This window comes from Sphingomonas sp. (genome assembly GCF_042091075.1).
In the GTDB taxonomy this organism is placed as follows: Bacteria; Pseudomonadota; Alphaproteobacteria; order Sphingomonadales; family Sphingomonadaceae; genus Sphingomonas.
Window position 1 is genome coordinate 1 of sequence record NZ_JBELIE010000002.1, and the last position, 16,448, is coordinate 16,448.

Below are 16,448 nucleotides of genomic sequence, written 5' to 3' on the forward strand. Positions count from 1 at the left end.
TGATCTGCGTCGCGATCGGCACCGGACGCGCGCTGGAGGATCCGATGTTCCGCGCGGTGTTGCAGAACGGCTAACTCCGGGGGGAGAGGGCGGCAATGGCGCCGTCGCGGGATCGGCGCCCGGGATTTTCACGGCGCGCGCAATATGGTTTGTTTTTCACCTACATCCTCGGCATCGCAGGCGCGGTTGTCGGGGCGGTGTTGCTCGCGATCTCGACACTCAATCCCGCCGCTTTCGCGCTGTTCAGCGCGAGCGTGGCCGAGGTGACCGCGCCCGTCTCCACCGCGGCCGGTGCGGTGGTGCGCGCGATCGTGGCGGTCCCGGATACGATCGGCACCTATTTCCACGTCCATGGCGAGAACGAGCAGCTTCGCGCCCGGCTCGCCCGGTCGCGTGGTGCCCTTATTGCCGGGCGGCGCGCGCAGATCGAGAATGCCCGGCTGCGCGCGCTGCTGCAACTGCGGGACCGCCGGCCCGAGGTGGTCGCCACCGCGCGTATCGTCAGCACCAGCGCATCCAGCACGCGGCGTTACGGCCTGCTCAACGCCGGCGCATGGCAGGGCGTCGCCGATGGTCAGCCGGTCAGCGGCCCCGAGGGGCTGATCGGCCGCGTCCTGTATGTCGGGCCGAACACCGCGCGGGTGCTGCTGATCACCGACGCCGAAAGCGTGGTGCCGGTCGTGCGGCTGCGCGACAATCGCGCCGCGCTCGCGGCGGGACGCGGCGACAACATGATCGACATCCGCACGATCGATACCGCCGACGCGAAATTCCGACCCGGCGATGTCTTCGTCACCTCCGGCACCGGGGGGATCTTCATCCCCGGCGTGCCGGTCGCGCGCGTGCTGCGCGCCGGCACCGAGAGCGCACCCGCCCGCCCCTTCGCCCGCGCGGACGTGCTCGACGTGGCGATGGTGCATCGCGCCTTCATGCCCCCGCCGCCCCCTGCCCCCACGCCCCGGCCGACACCGTCACCGACCGCCCGCGCGACCGCCGATCCCGCGACGTGACGCTCCCCCCGCGCCGCCCGTTCGATGACCCGCTGCCCGCCGGCAGCGCGCGTCTGCTGCCATGGACCAGCGTGATGGCGGGATCGCTGGTCACGATCCTGCCATGGGGAGCGACCCTGCCGGTGCTGCCCCCGTTCGGCCTGTTGATGATGCTTTCATGGCGGCTGCTCGCACCGCTGTCGCTACGCAGCTGGGCGCCGTCGATGCTGGGTCTGTTCGACGATCTCGTCTCCGGCCAGCCGATTGGCAGCGCGATGATGCTGTGGACCGCGGTATTCTTCCTTGTCGAGGCCCTCGATGCCCGCTCCGGGGTGCGCGATTTCGTACAGAATTGGGCGATTGCGGCGGTGGCGATCGCCCTGTGTCTCGCGGGTGGCAGGCTGGTGGCAACGCCGCTCGGCGCGCACGTCGATAGCGTGCTATGGCTCCAGATCGTGATTTCCATCCTTCTGTTCCCGGCAACCGCGCGCCTGGTGGCGTGGATCGACCTGAAGCGGGTGGTGTAACGTGCCACGCGCGCCAAAGGTGATGACCCAGGCCTCCCAAGCGTACAGCTTCTCCCGCCGTGCCTGGTTGCTCAGCGCGGCGCAGGCCGGGGTCGGTGGGCTGCTCATCGGGCGGATGGGCTGGCTCGCCATCGCGCAGAACGAGCGGTACAATCTTCTATCCGAGAGCAATCGCGTCAACATGACGATGATCCCGCCGCGCCGTGGCTGGATCGTCGATCGTCATGGCCAGCCGATCGCCAGCAACCGAACCGATTTTCGCGTCGACATCATCCCCGATCGTCTCGACGACAAGGATCGCACGCTGGCGATCCTGCGCCAGTTGCTGTCGCTCGACGATGAGGCGATGGCGCGGATCGAGGCCGATCTGGCGAAGGCGGTCGGCTTCCGTCCGGTGAAGGTCGTCGAGAATATCGACTGGGAACATTTCGCGGCGGTGCAGGTGCGGCAGCCCGAGCTGCCCGGGGTCGCCCCCACCCGCGGCTTCGCGCGCCTCTATCCCGCCGGTGCAGCGGTGGCGCACCTCACCGGCTATGTCGGGGCAGCCACCGCCGAACAATATAAGAAGGATCGTGATCCACTCTACGTCACGCCCGGGTTCAAGCTCGGCAAGGACGGGCTGGAAAAAACGATGGAGCCGCTGCTGCGCGGCGTCGCGGGCGCGCGCCGGGTGGAGGTCACCGCGCGGGGCAGGCTGGTCAAGGAACTGGCCACCCGCCCCGACATACCGGGCCGGACGCTGCGCCTGACCATCGACGCGGGATTGCAGGAATATGCCGCGCGGCGGCTGGGCACCAATTCCGGCTCCGCAGTGGTGTTCGATTGCCTGACTGGGGAAATGCTGGCGATGGTCAGCATGCCGGCCTATGACCCCAACAGCTTTTCCGAAGGGATCAGCCATCTCGAATGGAAGATGCTGAGCGAGGACGATCACGTCCCCCTGATGAACAAGGTCACGCAAGGGCTGTATCCGCCGGGATCGACCGTCAAGCCGATGAACGGCCTTGCGCTGCTGGCCGCGGGGGTGAGCCCTGACGAGCGGGTTTATTGCTCGGGCGCGATGCGCGTCGGTACCGGCGTGTTCCATTGCCACAAACGCAACGGCCATGGCCCGCTCGATCTGAAGAACGCGATCATGCAAAGTTGCGACATCTATTTCTACGAAATGGTGCGTCGCGTCGGTTATGATAAGATCGCGCCGATTGCCCGTGCGCTGGGGCTCGGGCAGAAATTCGATCTGCCGTTCGTCACGCAACGTTACGGCACTGTCCCCGACAGCGCGTGGAAACGCCGCAAATACAATGCCGACTGGAAGGTGGCCGATTCCCTCAACGCCTCGATCGGTCAAGGCTATGTGCTCGCCAACCCCTTGCAATTGGCGGTCATGGCGGCCCGGATCGCCTCGGGCCGATCTCTGCATCCGACGATCATTCGCGATCCGTTCAAGCCGCAGGCGGACCCCCTGCCGATCGCGCCGGAGCATTTCGCGCTGATCCGCGAAGCGATGTATGGTGTGGTCAATACCGGCGGCACTGGCGGCGCGGCGCGGCTGCAGGTGCCCGGCGTCGGGCTCGCGGCGAAAACCGGCACCGCGCAGGTCCGCCGGATCACGATGGCGGAACGACGCATCGGCGTGCTGAAAAACGCGCAATTGCCGTTCAAGCTGCGTGACCACGCCTTGTTCGTGTGCTTTGCGCCCTATGACAATCCACGCTACGCTGCGGCGATCGTGCTGGAGCATAACGGCCATACCGTGCGCAATCTCGATACCCCGCTGATCGGGCGCGATATCATGACCTATCTGTTCGATCGCGATCGTGCGATGGCCAGCCTGGCGGAAGTCGAGCCGACCTGGGGCGGCGATATCCGGACCCGCATGGCGGCTCAGGAGGCCGCCTATCGCGCCGCGCACGCCACCCCACCGCCAGCCACCGGCGAGGATCTGGAAGAACAGGCCGCGACGCGCGCCGATGCGGTGCGCGCCGCCACCGATGCGTCGAATGCCTCTGTCGAGGCGATCGCCAGCGACATCAACAACGGCGCCGGCCCGGCGCGGACCGGATCGCCCGAGCCCGAAACCGATGCCGAGCGCCGCGCCGCGCCGCTCGATCGGGAGGCGCCGCCGCAATGAACGGCTTCGTCGTCCCCGCCCCGTTGGTGAGACTGCCGTGGCGCATGCTGCTGCTGGTGATCGCGATCGGCGGCTTCGGCCTCGTCGTGCTTTACTCCGCCGCCGGGGGCAGCCTGCGCCCGTGGGTGGCGCCACAGGGCATTCGCTTCGGCGTGTTCATCGTCGGCGCAATCGTCTTGTCGCGTGTGCCGCTCGATTGGTGGAAGCGCTACGCCTTCTGGATCTATGGCCTGTTCCTGATCCTGCTGGTGCTGGTGGAGATGCTCGGCGCGGTGCGCGGCGGCAGTCAGCGATGGCTCGGCTTCGGTCCGATCCGCATCCAGCCGTCGGAGATGATGAAGCTGGCGATCGTGCTGGCGGTCGCGCGCTTCTACGACATGCTGCCCGCGGCGGAGACGCGACGGTTTCAGGCGATCTGGCCGGCCTGCGTGCTGATCGGGCTGCCGGCCGCATTGGTCATGCTGCAGCCCGATCTGGGCACCGGACTGATGATCTGCGCCGGCGGGGCGACGGTAATGTTCCTCGCCGGGGTGCCGTTGCGGCTGTTCATCGGCGGCGCGCTGGGGCTTGCGGTCGCGGCCCCGCTGGCGATCAACTATCTGCTGCACGACTACCAGCGCCACCGCATCCTGATCTTCCTCGATCCGGAAAGCGATCCGCTCGGCACGGGCTATCACATCAGCCAGTCGAAGATCGCGATCGGCTCGGGCGGGCTGTTCGGCAAGGGCTTCATGAACGGCACGCAGAGCCACCTCGATTATCTGCCCGAGGGCCATACCGATTTCGTCTTCGCCACGATGGCGGAGGAATGGGGATTGCTCGGCGGCGCGTTCCTGATCGTCGCGTTCCTGCTGGTGATCCGCTGGGGCGTCAACGTCGGCGTCCGCGCCGAGGATCGTTTCGCCAAGCTCGCCGCGGCGGGGCTGGCGACGACGATCTTCTTCTATATGGCGATCAACCTGATGATGGTGATGGGGCTCGCGCCCGTCGTCGGCATCCCGCTGCCGCTGGTCAGCTTCGGCGGGTCGGCGCAGATGACGGTATTGATCTCGCTCGGCGTGTTGATGGGCATCGACCGATCGACCGCCGCCCGCCCCCGCTGGTAACCCGGCGGGACGCAAAAAAAATGCAAAAAGCGGTTGTCACGCCGCCATCACGTTGGTAGTGGCGCGCTTCCCAACGCGGACGGCCTTACCAGCCGCCCCTTCCCACCGGGAATTGGACGCATAGCTCAGTTGGTAGAGCAGCTGACTCTTAATCAGCGGGTCCTTGGTTCGAGCCCAAGTGCGTCCACCATACCTTCCTAGAAAATACAGCAAATTACGCCTTCGGGCGGCCGCTTCAAATGCTGCTTACATTTCCTCATAAGCAAATCGTAAGCAGCTCCACTGGCGTAAGCGGGCAGAGGCGCGCTATGCTCTTCCTGATCGCTGGAGCGCATGTGGGAGCCGGGTCGGGGTAGCAGTCAATCGTCAGGGCACAGTTGGCCCCAGAGCCAGCGTTTTTGCACGCGCGCGAATTTGCTCGATGCGCGGATCGGCAATTGATCCGATTCGACCTCATCTCCTTACGGATTGATAACGGAACTTCTCGACCCGCTTGCGCTTGAAGATGCTTGATTGCATGTTCTTGATCGCAAGCGCGCCAAGGGGCCATCGGCGCGAGGCTTTCTAGGGGGGTGTAGTGACCACGAAGCTTCATATCAACATTTCGCAGGGCATCATTGACGTCGAAGGTGACCCAGATCTCGTTCGCGCGATCTATGACGATTTCAAAGAACATCTACTTGACGCCGTGAAGCGGGTGCCTGCCGCGTCACCTACTTCCGTACCTGCATCAACTCCCACTGAAAATGGCGAAGGCGCTAACGAGGCATCGAACAAATCTAAGCCCAAGCGCCGCACCGTGGCCAAGAAAAAGGTCAATGGAGATGAGAACGCTAGCGGCGTGATTGCGGATTCGCCGAAGCTAGATAAAAACCTAGATACCTCGGGGCTGGGCGCGTTTTATGGCAGGTATGCGCCTAAAAACAATCCAGAGAAAATACTGATATTCCTCAAGTTCATGACCGAAGAACTGAAAATAGAAAGTCCTAATACGGATCAGGTTTACACCTGCTTCAAAGCTACAGGTGACAAAATCCCGAAAGCCTTTGCACAGGCGTTTTATGACACAAGCTCCAAAAACGGGTACATTGACTTCCGCACTCCAACGGAGTTGCCCATCACGATAGCGGGTGACAATCATTTCAATCATTCGTTGAAGAAAAAGGGCGCTGAATGACCACTGTGGTCAACCGCTTCTACAGCTCGATTGAGAACGCGCCCGGGCAGAGCCAAAGTGCGCTCACCGAACTATTCGTCTATTTCTTGACAGTCGAATCTGGGCAGGATACCGCGACGCCCAAACAGGTCGCGGAATGCTTTTCGGCATGCGACCTCGTTGTCCCCGGGAACGTGGGCGCGCGCCTCTCCGAGGGCCTCAAGAGCAAGCCGCCGAAATACATCAAGGCGAACGGAGGCTACAAGCTTCAACGACACATGCGTGAAGCATTGTCGAGAAAGCTAGGTGCGGAAACCGTGACCGCTCAAACAAGCGCCACCCTCCGGGGGCTGGAGCAGAAACTACCTGCTGGCGCTAACAAGGAATTCCTCGAAGAGGCCATCGACTGCTTTGAGATTGGCGCTAATCGTGCCGCCATCGTGATGACATCGATATTGACGATGGATCACTTGTTCGCTCACATCCTCGCGCATAAGCTGACGGATTTCAATGCTTCCTTGCTGAAAGATAAGGGCGTCAAAATTGATGCAGTCACTCAGAGAGATGACTTCACCGAAATGAAGGAGACGAAGTTCATTGAGCTATGTCGCGCGGCAGGCATCATTTCAAATGATGTTCGCAAAATCCTTGATCAGAAGCTCGGCACCCGAAACTCGTGCGCTCACCCGTCCGGAGTTACCGTAAACAGATCAAAGGTCATCGATTTCATTGAAGACCTAGTCGACAATGTCATTCTGAAATTACCGGCTTGAGGTCAGGAATCGTTGATGACAGCCAGAAGATGACGGTGGTAGAGAGGGCGACGGCAGAGAAGAAGGCGGTCAGGCAGCGATCGTAGCGGGTGGCAATGCGCCGCCAGTCCTTGAGGCGGCCGAACATGATCTCGATGCGGCTGCGGTGCCGGTAACTCTGGCGAACGAAGCGGAGTTCGACCGGTGGTTCAATCAGATCCATGTGCCGGAAGTGTCAGGTCTCCCCGGTGTCGCCGCGGTGCGGCGCTTCACCACCGCGGCACAATTGCTACCGCTGACGTGGCTGCGTTTCGGAACGCGGCTCTATATGAGCTCGATGACGTCAACCTCGCACTTCAGCGTGGCGATCCACTGATCGTGATGCTTGCCGTTCTTCCAAGCCTTCCGGCGTTCCTCATGGACCATCTCAGCAACCTTGCGAACGGTCGGAATGACCTGCCAGTCCTGCTTCCGCTCGACGACCGGGTCGATGCCCTGCGCGATCTTCTTACGGATCGAGAGCCCTGCCTCGCGAGCATCAACCAGGGAAACGGCTGTCAGCGTGCCTAGGCCGATGTCCCTGCGCCGCCCCGCCCAGATTGCACTCGGAACAGCCACCGGCCAGCCGCACCGCGGACGCTGGTCGATCCATCGCACGCACTGGCCGCAGCATGGCGATCGTTGGGGGGGGTGCGGCAGCGGCGGTCGCGGTCGGTGACGACTAGCCGGGGTTCTGACGGCGGCGGGAAGTGCCGGAAACTTGCCGTTAATTGTGATGGGATAGATCGGGCGAATAGAGACGGTCGGAGGGGGGTACTGAGGTGGCTATACGGTCGAACGAAGCGCAGTCGAACGACACGCTCGACGCGAAGCTTGCGCTCTTCAACTATTCTCGATCCAGCTATCGCAGCTTTCCGGCCATCAAGCGTGCCATCGAACGTCACGCTCCCGCCGCCCTGAGGCAATTGTACGCGCATATCCGCGCAACGCCGCGCGCCGCCGCCTATTTCTCGTCGCAGGGTGCGATGGCGCAGGCCGAAGACAAGCAGCTCCAACATTGGCGCGAACTGTTCTCGCGTCCCGTCGACGAAGCCTATGTCGTCCGTGCCGAACGGATCGGCACGATTCACGCCCGCATCGGCCTCGACCCCACCTGGTACATCAGCGGCTACGCCCGCGTGCTGGAGATCATCCTGCCGCGCATGCTGTCCTGGTCGATCCTGCGTCCCGGTTCGGCCAGGGCCGCGACCGAGCTGGTCAAGGCGTCGCTGCTCGACATGGACATCGCGCTGGGCACCTATTTCAAGGCCGAGCAGGAACGCCGCAACGCCGTGATCGCGCAAGTCAGCACGGTGTGCGAGCGGATGGCACAGGGCGACTTCACCGCCCGCCTCGACGCGCTGCCCGCCGAATATCAGGCACTGGGCACCAGCATCGAAACGATGCTCGCCCGCATGTCGGGTACGCTCGCCGAGGTTGCCGAGGCGACGCATCAGATCAACAACGGCGCCGACGATATCCGCCGCGCGTCCGACGACCTGTCGCAACGCACCGAACAACAGGCCGCGAGCCTTGAGGAAACCGCCGCCGCGATGGACGAGATCACCTCGACGGTGCGCGAGGCGGCCGCCAATGCGATCGAAGCCAATGGCGTCGTCGAACAGGTTTGCAGCGAAGCGCAGCAGTCGGGCGACGTCGTCTCCCGTGCGGTTGAGGCGATGAGCGGCATCGAACGCGCATCGAACGAGATTTCGGAAATCATCAGCGTCATCGACGGTATCGCCTTCCAGACCAACCTGCTTGCGCTCAACGCCGGGGTCGAGGCGGCACGCGCCGGCGACGCGGGCAAGGGCTTCGCTGTCGTCGCCTCCGAAGTGCGCGCCCTCGCGCAGCGCTCGGCGGAAGCGGCCAAAGACGTCAAGACGCGCATCAACGCCAGTTCCGAACAGGTCGACGTCGGCGTCGAGCTGGTCAGCGAAACGGGTCAGGCGCTGCAGCGGATCATCGGCCGCTTCGCGCAGGTCAGCGATCTCGTGTCGCGCATCGCCCGCTCGTCCGAACAGCAGGCGACCGGGCTGCAGCAGGTCAACGCTGCGGTCAGCGAGATGGACGGCGTAACCCAGCAGAACGCCGCGATGGTTGAACAGGCCACCGCCGCCGCCCGCTCTTTGTCGGCGGAGGCGGACAATCTCGCCCGCCAGGTCGCCCGCTTTACCTTCGATACGGACGCCGCAAGCGGGCACGCCGCACCGGCCGCACCGCCGGCTCCGGTGGTCCACCGCCTTCAGCAGCAGGCGGCCGACGCTGGTCGCCGCATCGCTGCCCAGTCGCGCCGCAAAGGCGGTTCTGCCGTTGCCGTCGACGAATGGTCGGAATTCTAAGCCCGATCGCCGGAGAAACACGTATCCTGTCCACTTCCGCCGTCACCCTCGCGCTTCCCGCCGCACTCGATAACCTGGGGTCAGGTCGCGTCGATCACAGCCAGAAGATGACGGTGGCGGCGAGAGTGAGGGTGGAAAAGAAGGCGGTGGCGCAGCGATTGTAGCGGATGGCAACACCGCGCCAATCCTTGAGGCGACAGAACATGATCTCGATGCGGCTTCGTTGCGGATAACGCCACTTGTCGTATCTGACCGGCTCGTTGGGTGATCGCCGGCCCGGGATGCAAAAGGCTGGATGCCGTGCGGTGCGCCTTCATGCAGGTAGCGTCGGCCATCACCGTTTTCGGCTAGGCACCTGCCGCCGACAGCCCCTCCATCATGCGCGTGAACATGCCTGCCTTACCCCAGCGCTTTCATCGATTGTAGAGCGTCTTGTGCGGACCGCAGGCGCCGGGTGCGTCTCGCCAGCGCAGCCCGTTCTTGCTAACGAACACGATACCGCTCAGCACCCGCCGGTCATTCACACGCGGCTTGGCGCGGCTTTTCGGAAAGAACGGTCGCAGCCGCTCCATCTGCTCGTCCGGCAGCCAGAACAGGGGCTCATTCCGCTATCCTTGGAGCAGCGTCAAGCAGGGCCGATCCGAGACCACGATCAATTATCTTTGGGAATGACGAAACTGGTAGCGCGGCGGTTTGCGCTGCACGCCATCGAACTTCCCGGCCTGAAACTCACGTCATATTGCAGACCCTTGGCTATTCCGGCGGCAGCATCCACGAATATAAGCGGCGGATAGGCAATGGTCGGCCTGACGTTCGTCGTCTTGCCGTCGGTCATTATGTCATATTCCGTCAGCACCCAGCCTTCAAACCCCATTCTCGCTGCATCAGTGGGATAATCAACGCTGCTCACATTCGAGCGCTTGAGCGTTGGGGGAACTCCCAAAAGCCCACACTGCTTATCGGCGAGACCCGTCCGACCGTAATAATCCTGCGCGAGTGCGCTGTTGCCTCTCTCAGCGGCCTTGCCAGCCAGATCGAGCCATGCAAGCTGCCGCAACGGATGATGCGGCGGCAGGCGATCATCCTGCGCGACCTTTTCCAGCAGCAGGGGCGCTTCCTTCAGTTTCGTGGTTCTCCAACCGCGAGCGGCTTGCAGACGGAGTGTATCAGCCGCAAGCGCATCATTCGATATGGCCGGGTCATCGGAAAGCATAACAAGCGCACGAAGGGCGCTGCTTGTACGCTTGCCAACTGTTGAGAATGCCTGCCTTACGATCCGCAACCAATTGACAACCTCCTGCGGCACCCGCGTTTTCGAGGCCAGTGCCAGCGCCTCATCGGCCATCGCCATGCGCTTCTGCCTTGAAACCGGCTCCATATATGCCAGCCAACCCAACACCGCGATCCGGGCGGCATCGTTCGACGGCCTGCTGCTATCATCGATATAGTGGTGGAGCGTTTTGCGCAGGTTCGCATTGCTCATGTCGGGCGTGGCTGTCGAAGGAAGATAAGCCACCGCCCATGACAAGAACCGCTCCCTGAGCGGTCCCGTTACGCCGGGACCGTCACTCAGCACGTTGCTGCATCGCAATTCAACACGGGTAAGAACCCGATAAAAGGGAGGGATCGCAGCGATGTCCTCCGGCTTCCAATACCACTCGCTCACGGCTTTACCAAAGGCGGCGGCGACATCCGGCCCGCCCCGCGAGTAGACAGTCCGGGCGGAAGACACACTCCCATCGTCGGCGATGCCGAACTCCACGACAGCGACATCTTCGGGACGAATCCCCGTCTCCACCCCGCACAGGGGTGGATTCATTGACACCGCTCTTGCGAACGGGGACTTTCCAATGCGGCCCGCGCCGGTATAGGCCAGATACCGTCGGGCATCATCCTTCTTGCCAACCAACATCGCGGCAATTGCAAGGTCACCGCGCAATGCCACTTCGCTCAGCGTTGCTTTATTGGTCAGCCCTCCGCTCAAAGAAAGCGCGGTATTCAGTTCCTTATAGGCCCCCTCCGCATTGCCTTGATTTAGTAGTGTTCGGGCGTGAAGGGTATGAAAAGTGGCCAGGGAGTCCTTGTTCGGCTTTGCAGTCGCCGAGATGATTTTCACGCCTTCATCGGCATAACTTAATGCCTCGGCGTCTTGATCGAACGCGGTCGCCTTGGCCAGTTTGGTCAGGACATTGAGACGATATTCTCCCATCGACCGTGCCAGAGCATTCTTGTAGCTGTTGGTTGCCCCAGCATAATCATATCGCCGGAATGCCTCATCGCCCAGCGCCGTCCAGCCATTGGAAATGTCGATGTCAAAGCTGGCTCCGGCTTTGTCCAATATTTTCAGACCGGCTTGTAATGCAGATTCGTCGGCATCCGCACGCCACAGGCTGATCGCGCAAATGCCCTTGCGAACTGCTATGGCAGCCGCAGGCAACGACCCCGCTTTAACCCTGTTGCTGCGCTCCAAAGCCTCAAATTTCGGTATCGCGCTCTCGCACTTGCCTGCCGAGGCGTCAGAGGAGGCGTCATCGAAATCCTGCTGAATTGTCCGGGGTCCGGATGGCGGGCTATCGGCGACGGCCGACGCCGTAGCGGCAAGCATCAATGTCAGGATCAAATTCACAACCACCCCCGCCTTGCCCTTGATGCGCTCAAAATATTACTATGGCCGCATGTTTCGCCTGTCCATCACCGCAGCGATATTTGCCGCAGCTATTACATCCGGTTCGGGACATGCCGAAACGCAGGCCACTCCCGCGAACAATGGGGCGGCCCATCGTACGATCCTGATGTTCGGCGCCAGCTGGTGCGCCCCATGTATTGCAGAACTGCGTAACATCGTTGCGCTCGCTTCCGGTGCCAGCCCGGATCGAATAATGGTCGTATGGACCGATCGCGGCATCAGACGCTATAAGCTGACACTACCTGGCAACGTCGAAATCGCGTCGGGAGAGGAAGTGCAACAGATAGCACACCAATATGCCTCCGGCATAACAGGGTTGCCGTATAGCGTGATGATCGATGGCGAACGACGCCAATGTGCGGAGTGGAGGTTCGGCCTCACAGCCGAGGCGATCAGGCAGATGCGCTCGACGTGTGCCGTCGGTGCCAACTGATCAACAGCTCGCTATTGCCCCTAGCGAATGGGAATCTGTAAGCCCGCTCAGGCGCGCGGAGCCGTCGCAAGATCCATGAAGGCCCACGGCTCTTTAGAAACCTAGCGGTTTTTGCGAACCGGGATTTTCTCACAAGGAATGGAGCAATCCAAAGGGCTCAGGTCAGGATGATCCGCTCACACTGCCGATTGCGGGCAGACTGTACGCATGCGTCTTTTCGTGCGCAGCCCGCCGCGCTGCCGCCTCTTCACTTCTGTGCCAGATAGATTGGATTGCCGATGAGGAGCAGGCATCCCTGTCGATCCCGCACCTCTGCACGGAACCAGTGCGGGCGACCGTCGGCACGCCAATGCCAGGGCGAAGGCGGGCGGGCGTCGTCGAAGGCGGTGCGGAACGGTTCCTCGGCATTGCCGTCGATGACCAGTTGCACGATCCCCTGCGCCACCCCGCTGATCGCAGCGGAGAAGATGATTGTCTCGCCTGCATGCGCCGATAACGTTTGCCCCATAGCGGCGCGTTGCCCTCCTGCGACGGCCTCAAGGTCCAGCAAGCGGTCGCGCGTACCCTCGACATCGATGAACACACGGCCGGAGCGAACGCCATCAAGGAACCCGTGCACCGACAGGGCCTGCATGTAGACGACGGTGGTGGGGCTGCCGACCGAACCCGCTTCGGCCGCAGGACGGTCGGCCTCGTGGCTGTCGCTTCCGCCAACGCCCGTGACGTGACGGCCGGCGTTCAACAGCCGGTCCCACACCGCGAAGCCCTGCAGCGCCCCGTCGGCCGCACGGGTTTCCCGCATCGTGCCGCCATTGACGACCTCAATGGCGTCGACGGCGCTATCCGGCGGATCCCCGACGCGCCACCCGCAGCCCATGCAGACCTCGCCCGAAGGCAAGCCGGGATGATTGATCGAGACGATGCCCCCCATGCGATGGACGGGGTCGATCCACTTGCGCGCCTGGCTCCAGGTTGGGCCCGTCATGCGGAAATCCAGAAAGTCTGTGGGCCCGAAGACGTTGGCATGGCCCCAGAAGGTGGTGATTTCACGCGCTGGGATCAGCAGCATCTTGTCAAACGCGCCCTGCAGTTCGCGGAGCGCGTTATAGTGCGCGGTGGTGTTGTGATCGCTGAGCGCGATGAAATCGAGCCTGCGCGCCGCTGCGGCCTCTACGGTACGGTAGACGGGGCATGGAATGCTCGCGCCCGACTGGGCCTTGCACCGCCCGTCGCTTTCGCCGCTATGCATGTGCAGGTCGCCGCGATACCAGCCGGCCGTGACCGAAATCGGCGCATCGGCAAATTCGGTTACGTTGGGCTGCCGCTCGATGAAGACCTGCGCTTCATAGGGTGCTTCGGCACCCTCGCGAATATTGGGCGCCCCGAGGATCAGGTTCCAGCGCCCGGCGGGCAGCGGACCGGGAAGATAGCCGGGCGTCGCATCTTCCGTACTCAGTGTCATGCTGCTGCGCGTCCCGCCGCTCCAGCCCCGGAAGCGCTGCGGATCGCGCAACCCGAGATCGATCACCGAGTGCTGCTCCTTGCCGGCATAGCGAAACCGGATCGTCAGACGCACCACACCGGCTGGCAGGTCGAACGGGAGTTCGGTGTAGCGTTCATGTGCGGCGCGCGTGAGCCTGCCCTCGATCACGCGCCAGGGCGCGCCCGATGTCGGATCCGACGGCGGCGTTTCCACCCGGCCGCCCTGCGCATGCGCAGGGGCGGCCAAGGCCGAAAGCAGGGCGAGCGCGGCGAACGCGGTACGCAGCGTCATCGCTCAGAACCTGTACATCAACGCGGCACGGAAATTCCGGCCGATCAGCGGACGCGCGATGAAGGTGTTCGCGCCCGCATCGCCGTTCTGAAGCTCGCCCGCGCGCGGATTGCCTTCCGTCAGGCCCAGCGAATTGTTCAGATTGTCGACATAGCCGTACAGTGACAACGCCTGCGACACATTGAACCGCGCGCTCAGATTGACGGTGGCATAGGCGGGCAGTCGCACCGAATTCGCGGTATCGACATAGCGCTTGCCTTCATATTCCCACGACGCCTGCAATCGCAGACGGTCGCCCAGCAAATTCAGGCCGGGCACGAAACGCAGGCTGACCGTCGGGATGCGGATAAGACGGTTGCCGTCGAAATCGAAACTCTTCCCGCTGGCATCGACATAGGTGAGCCCCTTGTACTTGGGGTCCTGCAACGTGGCGGTGCCGGACAGGTCGAACCAGCGCACGGGACGCAGCGTCCCTTCCAGTTCCAGGCCAAAGGTCTGCGTGTCGGCATAGCGCGCCTCGCTCACCGCGGGCCCGTTCAGGTCGAAACGATAGTTGGTGAACGAGACGTTGTTGTATTTGGTCCAGAAACCCGTGGCGTAGAGCGACACCAGCGCGCTCGCATATTTTACGCCCACCTCGCCCAGATCCATTGTCTGGATGATCGGCTTCGCCGTGGGGCTGGTGATATAATTGCCCAGGCTCGGCAGACGATTGGCCGAGGTGTAGCGGGCGAACAGGCCTGCGTCCCCGTTGAATTGATAGTCGACGCCCAGCGTCCACGTCGCGTGGCTGAAATTGTCGTCATAATTGGCGTAGACGCCACTGCCCGTGAGGATGGACGAGGTCGCGAACGTGCCGAGGTTGACGGTCTTCTTGAGCGCGACCGTGCCGCGCGCGCGCATCGTCTCCCAGCGCACGCCGCCGTCGATACGTATCCGCGGGGTCACCTGCCATTCGTCGGCGAGATAAAGCGCATGCGATGTCTGCTCGCCATGCGCGTCTTCCCACTCATAGCCATATCTGTAGATGCCGTGATCGGTAAACGTCCGCACGACGTTCCCCGCCCCGTCCACCGCGACGAGATCGATGAGCCGCGCGTTGTTCTGCACATCCAGCAGCGCGGTCGACGAATAGCGGCCGAACGTCTCGTCGATATGCGCGAAATAATAGCCGAAGGTGACGTCGTGTGTCGTCGAACCCATGTCGAACCGATGCGAGACGCGGGTGTCGCTCATGAATTCCTTCACCGGCAGCGTCAGCCCGCGCAGCCCGCCGACGATCGCCAGCCCGTTGCCGTTCTGGTTGACGGTGTCGAAACGCTGGCTCGGTGTCGTGGCATAGCGGAGCTGCAGCGCGGTCGCGCCGGGCGCCTGGCTGAGCAGCGCCGCCGACTGGGTCAGCAGGCTAGCCGCGCTCTGCAGCGTGTTGGGATAGACGCCGTTCCGCTGGGTCGTCGTGTCGTTGTAGCGGGAGGTGTTGGTGATCTTCCAGTCATCCCACGGCTCGAACGCGAACTTGCCGGTGACCTGGGTGCGCTTGACCTGCGTGCCGACGCTGTTGTCGAAATCATAGGTGCTGCCGTCGCCCATGATCATCTTCACGCGCTCGGTCTCGGGCCCGGCGACCGTGCCGTAATGGCCGTCGAACCCCGGTACCGCGCGGATCTTGCCGTCCGAATAGGTGCGCATCGGGATGCCGGTGTAGAAGCCGACGATGTCGTCCATATGCTTGACGTCGAGGCTGAAACTGCCGCGCTCCCAATCGCGCGACACCGTCGCGCGGAGCTGGCCACCATGATTGGCGGTGAAACCGGGATCGCGCACGCCGCCCTCGGAGCGGTAAAAGCCGCCGAGCGCCAGCTTCCATCCGCCGACTGGCGCGCCGACCCAGAAGTCCATGCGATACATGCTGTCCGCGCCGACCGTCGCCTTGACGATGCCGGATGCGGTATCGCCTACCTGACGCGGGATGAAGTTCACTGCGCCCGCGGGCGCGTTTGAATAGAAGAGCGAGGCAGGGCCGCCGCGAACCACCTCGATCCGCTCGATCGTCTCATCGAGGCGGAAAACCTGGTCGCCGTTCAAATAGCCGAGTGCGGGATCGTGCTGGACCGGAATGCCGTCCTCGAGCAGCTGGATCGAGCCATAACCGTCGACCGGCACGCCGCGCGCACGCACGTTGCCGCTCGCCTCGCCGCCCGATGCCTCGACCCAGAAGCCGGGGACGGATTTCAGCGCTTCGGTGACGCTGGTCGGCGCCTGGAGACGCAGCGCCTCTTCATCGATACGCGTCACCGAATAGCTCATCTCGGCCTTCGTCCGCTCGCCGGTGCCGGCACGCCCGGTAACGATGATCGCCTCGCCCGGCGCGGTGTCCGTCGCTGCTTCCGCCCGTTGATCCTGCGCCCAGGCCGGGACGGCCCCCACGCAGAGAAAAGCGAGCAGCGACGATGTGAGCAGCAATGGCTTCATGATGTTCCCCCTTGAGATTGTCGGCGCGCGGCATCCCCCGC

The 16,448-nt window shown here is 63.2% G+C and carries 13 protein-coding genes, 1 tRNA gene and 1 pseudogene; 9 read left to right on the forward strand and 6 right to left on the reverse strand.

All coding sequences use genetic code 11. From position 1 onward, the window contains the following. Window positions 1–149 precede the first annotated feature (149 nt). The 7 genes from mreC to ACFDSW_RS00280 all read left to right on the forward strand — a co-directional run bounded on the left by mreC (window position 150) and on the right by ACFDSW_RS00280 (window position 6,682). Window positions 150–1,010 carry a rod shape-determining protein MreC gene (gene mreC, locus ACFDSW_RS00250; protein ID WP_375248263.1) on the forward strand — a complete coding sequence of 287 codons (861 nt, stop codon included), beginning with the start codon at window positions 150–152 and terminating at the stop codon, window positions 1,008–1,010. Next, window positions 1,007–1,516: a rod shape-determining protein MreD gene (locus ACFDSW_RS00255; protein WP_375248264.1), complete on the forward strand. Its 510-nt coding sequence runs from the start codon at window positions 1,007–1,009 to the stop codon at window positions 1,514–1,516. The genes mreC and ACFDSW_RS00255 overlap by 4 nt, the downstream gene beginning before the upstream one ends. A gap of 22 nt (window positions 1,517–1,538) precedes the next feature. After that, window positions 1,539–3,647, forward strand: coding sequence for a penicillin-binding protein 2 (gene mrdA, locus ACFDSW_RS00260; RefSeq protein ID WP_375248265.1), 2,109 nt, complete (start codon window positions 1,539–1,541; stop codon window positions 3,645–3,647). Beyond that, a complete protein-coding gene (gene rodA / locus ACFDSW_RS00265; RefSeq protein WP_375248266.1) occupies window positions 3,644–4,753 on the forward strand; it encodes a rod shape-determining protein RodA in 1,110 nt (369 codons plus the stop codon). Before mrdA ends, rodA begins: the two co-directional genes overlap by 4 nt. A 114-nt stretch (window positions 4,754–4,867) precedes the next feature. After that, window positions 4,868–4,943 (forward strand) — tRNA-Lys (locus tag ACFDSW_RS00270). 387 nt (window positions 4,944–5,330) lie between these two features. Beyond that, on the forward strand, window positions 5,331–5,930 hold the full coding sequence (locus ACFDSW_RS00275) for a hypothetical protein (RefSeq protein ID WP_375248267.1): 600 nt from the start codon (window positions 5,331–5,333) through the stop codon (window positions 5,928–5,930). Then, entirely contained in the window at window positions 5,927–6,682 is a 756-nt protein-coding gene (locus ACFDSW_RS00280) for a hypothetical protein (RefSeq protein ID WP_375248268.1), read from the forward strand. Before ACFDSW_RS00275 ends, ACFDSW_RS00280 begins: the two co-directional genes overlap by 4 nt. Here the strand turns inward: ACFDSW_RS00280 and ACFDSW_RS00285 are convergent. Together ACFDSW_RS00285 and ACFDSW_RS00290 are read right to left on the reverse strand one after the other, a co-directional pair. Then, window positions 6,660–6,884 (reverse strand): hypothetical protein, encoded by a 225-nt coding sequence (locus ACFDSW_RS00285; protein ID WP_375248298.1) that lies wholly within the window; start codon window positions 6,882–6,884, stop codon window positions 6,660–6,662. The genes ACFDSW_RS00280 and ACFDSW_RS00285 overlap by 23 nt on opposite strands. A gap of 101 nt (window positions 6,885–6,985) precedes the next feature. Then, window positions 6,986–7,318 (reverse strand): Arm DNA-binding domain-containing protein, encoded by a 333-nt coding sequence (locus ACFDSW_RS00290; RefSeq protein ID WP_375248269.1) that lies wholly within the window; start codon window positions 7,316–7,318, stop codon window positions 6,986–6,988. Between the two features lie 164 nt (window positions 7,319–7,482). Between ACFDSW_RS00290 and ACFDSW_RS00295 the strand changes: the two genes are divergently transcribed. Next, window positions 7,483–9,042 (forward strand): globin-coupled sensor protein, encoded by a 1,560-nt coding sequence (locus tag ACFDSW_RS00295; protein WP_375248270.1) that lies wholly within the window; start codon window positions 7,483–7,485, stop codon window positions 9,040–9,042. 94 nt (window positions 9,043–9,136) lie between these two features. Here the strand turns inward: ACFDSW_RS00295 and ACFDSW_RS00300 are convergent. Both ACFDSW_RS00300 and ACFDSW_RS00305 read right to left on the reverse strand, forming a co-directional pair. Continuing rightward, window positions 9,137–9,614, reverse strand: a pseudogene (locus tag ACFDSW_RS00300) (transposase). 80 nt (window positions 9,615–9,694) lie between these two features. Beyond that, complete coding sequence (locus ACFDSW_RS00305; protein WP_375248271.1) at window positions 9,695–11,668, reverse strand: hypothetical protein; 1,974 nt, start codon at window positions 11,666–11,668, stop codon at window positions 9,695–9,697. Between the two features lie 49 nt (window positions 11,669–11,717). On the opposite strand from ACFDSW_RS00305, the gene ACFDSW_RS00310 reads away from it, so the two are divergent. After that, window positions 11,718–12,161 (forward strand): TlpA family protein disulfide reductase, encoded by a 444-nt coding sequence (locus ACFDSW_RS00310; RefSeq protein WP_375248272.1) that lies wholly within the window; start codon window positions 11,718–11,720, stop codon window positions 12,159–12,161. A 247-nt stretch (window positions 12,162–12,408) separates the two neighbouring features. On the opposite strand, the gene ACFDSW_RS00315 is transcribed toward ACFDSW_RS00310, so the two are convergent. Then, window positions 12,409–13,935, reverse strand: coding sequence for a CehA/McbA family metallohydrolase (locus tag ACFDSW_RS00315; RefSeq protein ID WP_375248273.1), 1,527 nt, complete (start codon window positions 13,933–13,935; stop codon window positions 12,409–12,411). A gap of 3 nt (window positions 13,936–13,938) precedes the next feature. Next, window positions 13,939–16,407, reverse strand: a complete 2,469-nt coding sequence (locus ACFDSW_RS00320; protein WP_375248274.1) for a TonB-dependent receptor — start codon at window positions 16,405–16,407, stop codon at window positions 13,939–13,941. Window positions 16,408–16,448: the final 41 nt, after the last annotated feature.

Excerpts from the sequence above, each read along its gene's own strand:
- ACFDSW_RS00315 (WP_375248273.1), bottom strand. The coding sequence starts at position 13,935 with ATGACGCTGCGTACCGCGTTCGCCGCGCTCGCCCTGCTTTCGGCCTTG.
- ACFDSW_RS00285 (WP_375248298.1), bottom strand. The coding sequence starts at position 6,884 with ATGGATCTGATTGAACCACCGGTCGAACTCCGCTTCGTTCGCCAGAGT.
- ACFDSW_RS00280 (WP_375248268.1), top strand. The coding sequence starts at position 5,927 with ATGACCACTGTGGTCAACCGCTTCTACAGCTCGATTGAGAACGCGCCC.
- ACFDSW_RS00310 (WP_375248272.1), top strand. The coding sequence starts at position 11,718 with ATGTTTCGCCTGTCCATCACCGCAGCGATATTTGCCGCAGCTATTACA.
- mrdA (WP_375248265.1), top strand. The coding sequence starts at position 1,539 with ATGACCCAGGCCTCCCAAGCGTACAGCTTCTCCCGCCGTGCCTGGTTG.
- ACFDSW_RS00320 (WP_375248274.1), bottom strand. The coding sequence starts at position 16,407 with ATGAAGCCATTGCTGCTCACATCGTCGCTGCTCGCTTTTCTCTGCGTG.
- rodA (WP_375248266.1), top strand. The coding sequence starts at position 3,644 with ATGAACGGCTTCGTCGTCCCCGCCCCGTTGGTGAGACTGCCGTGGCGC.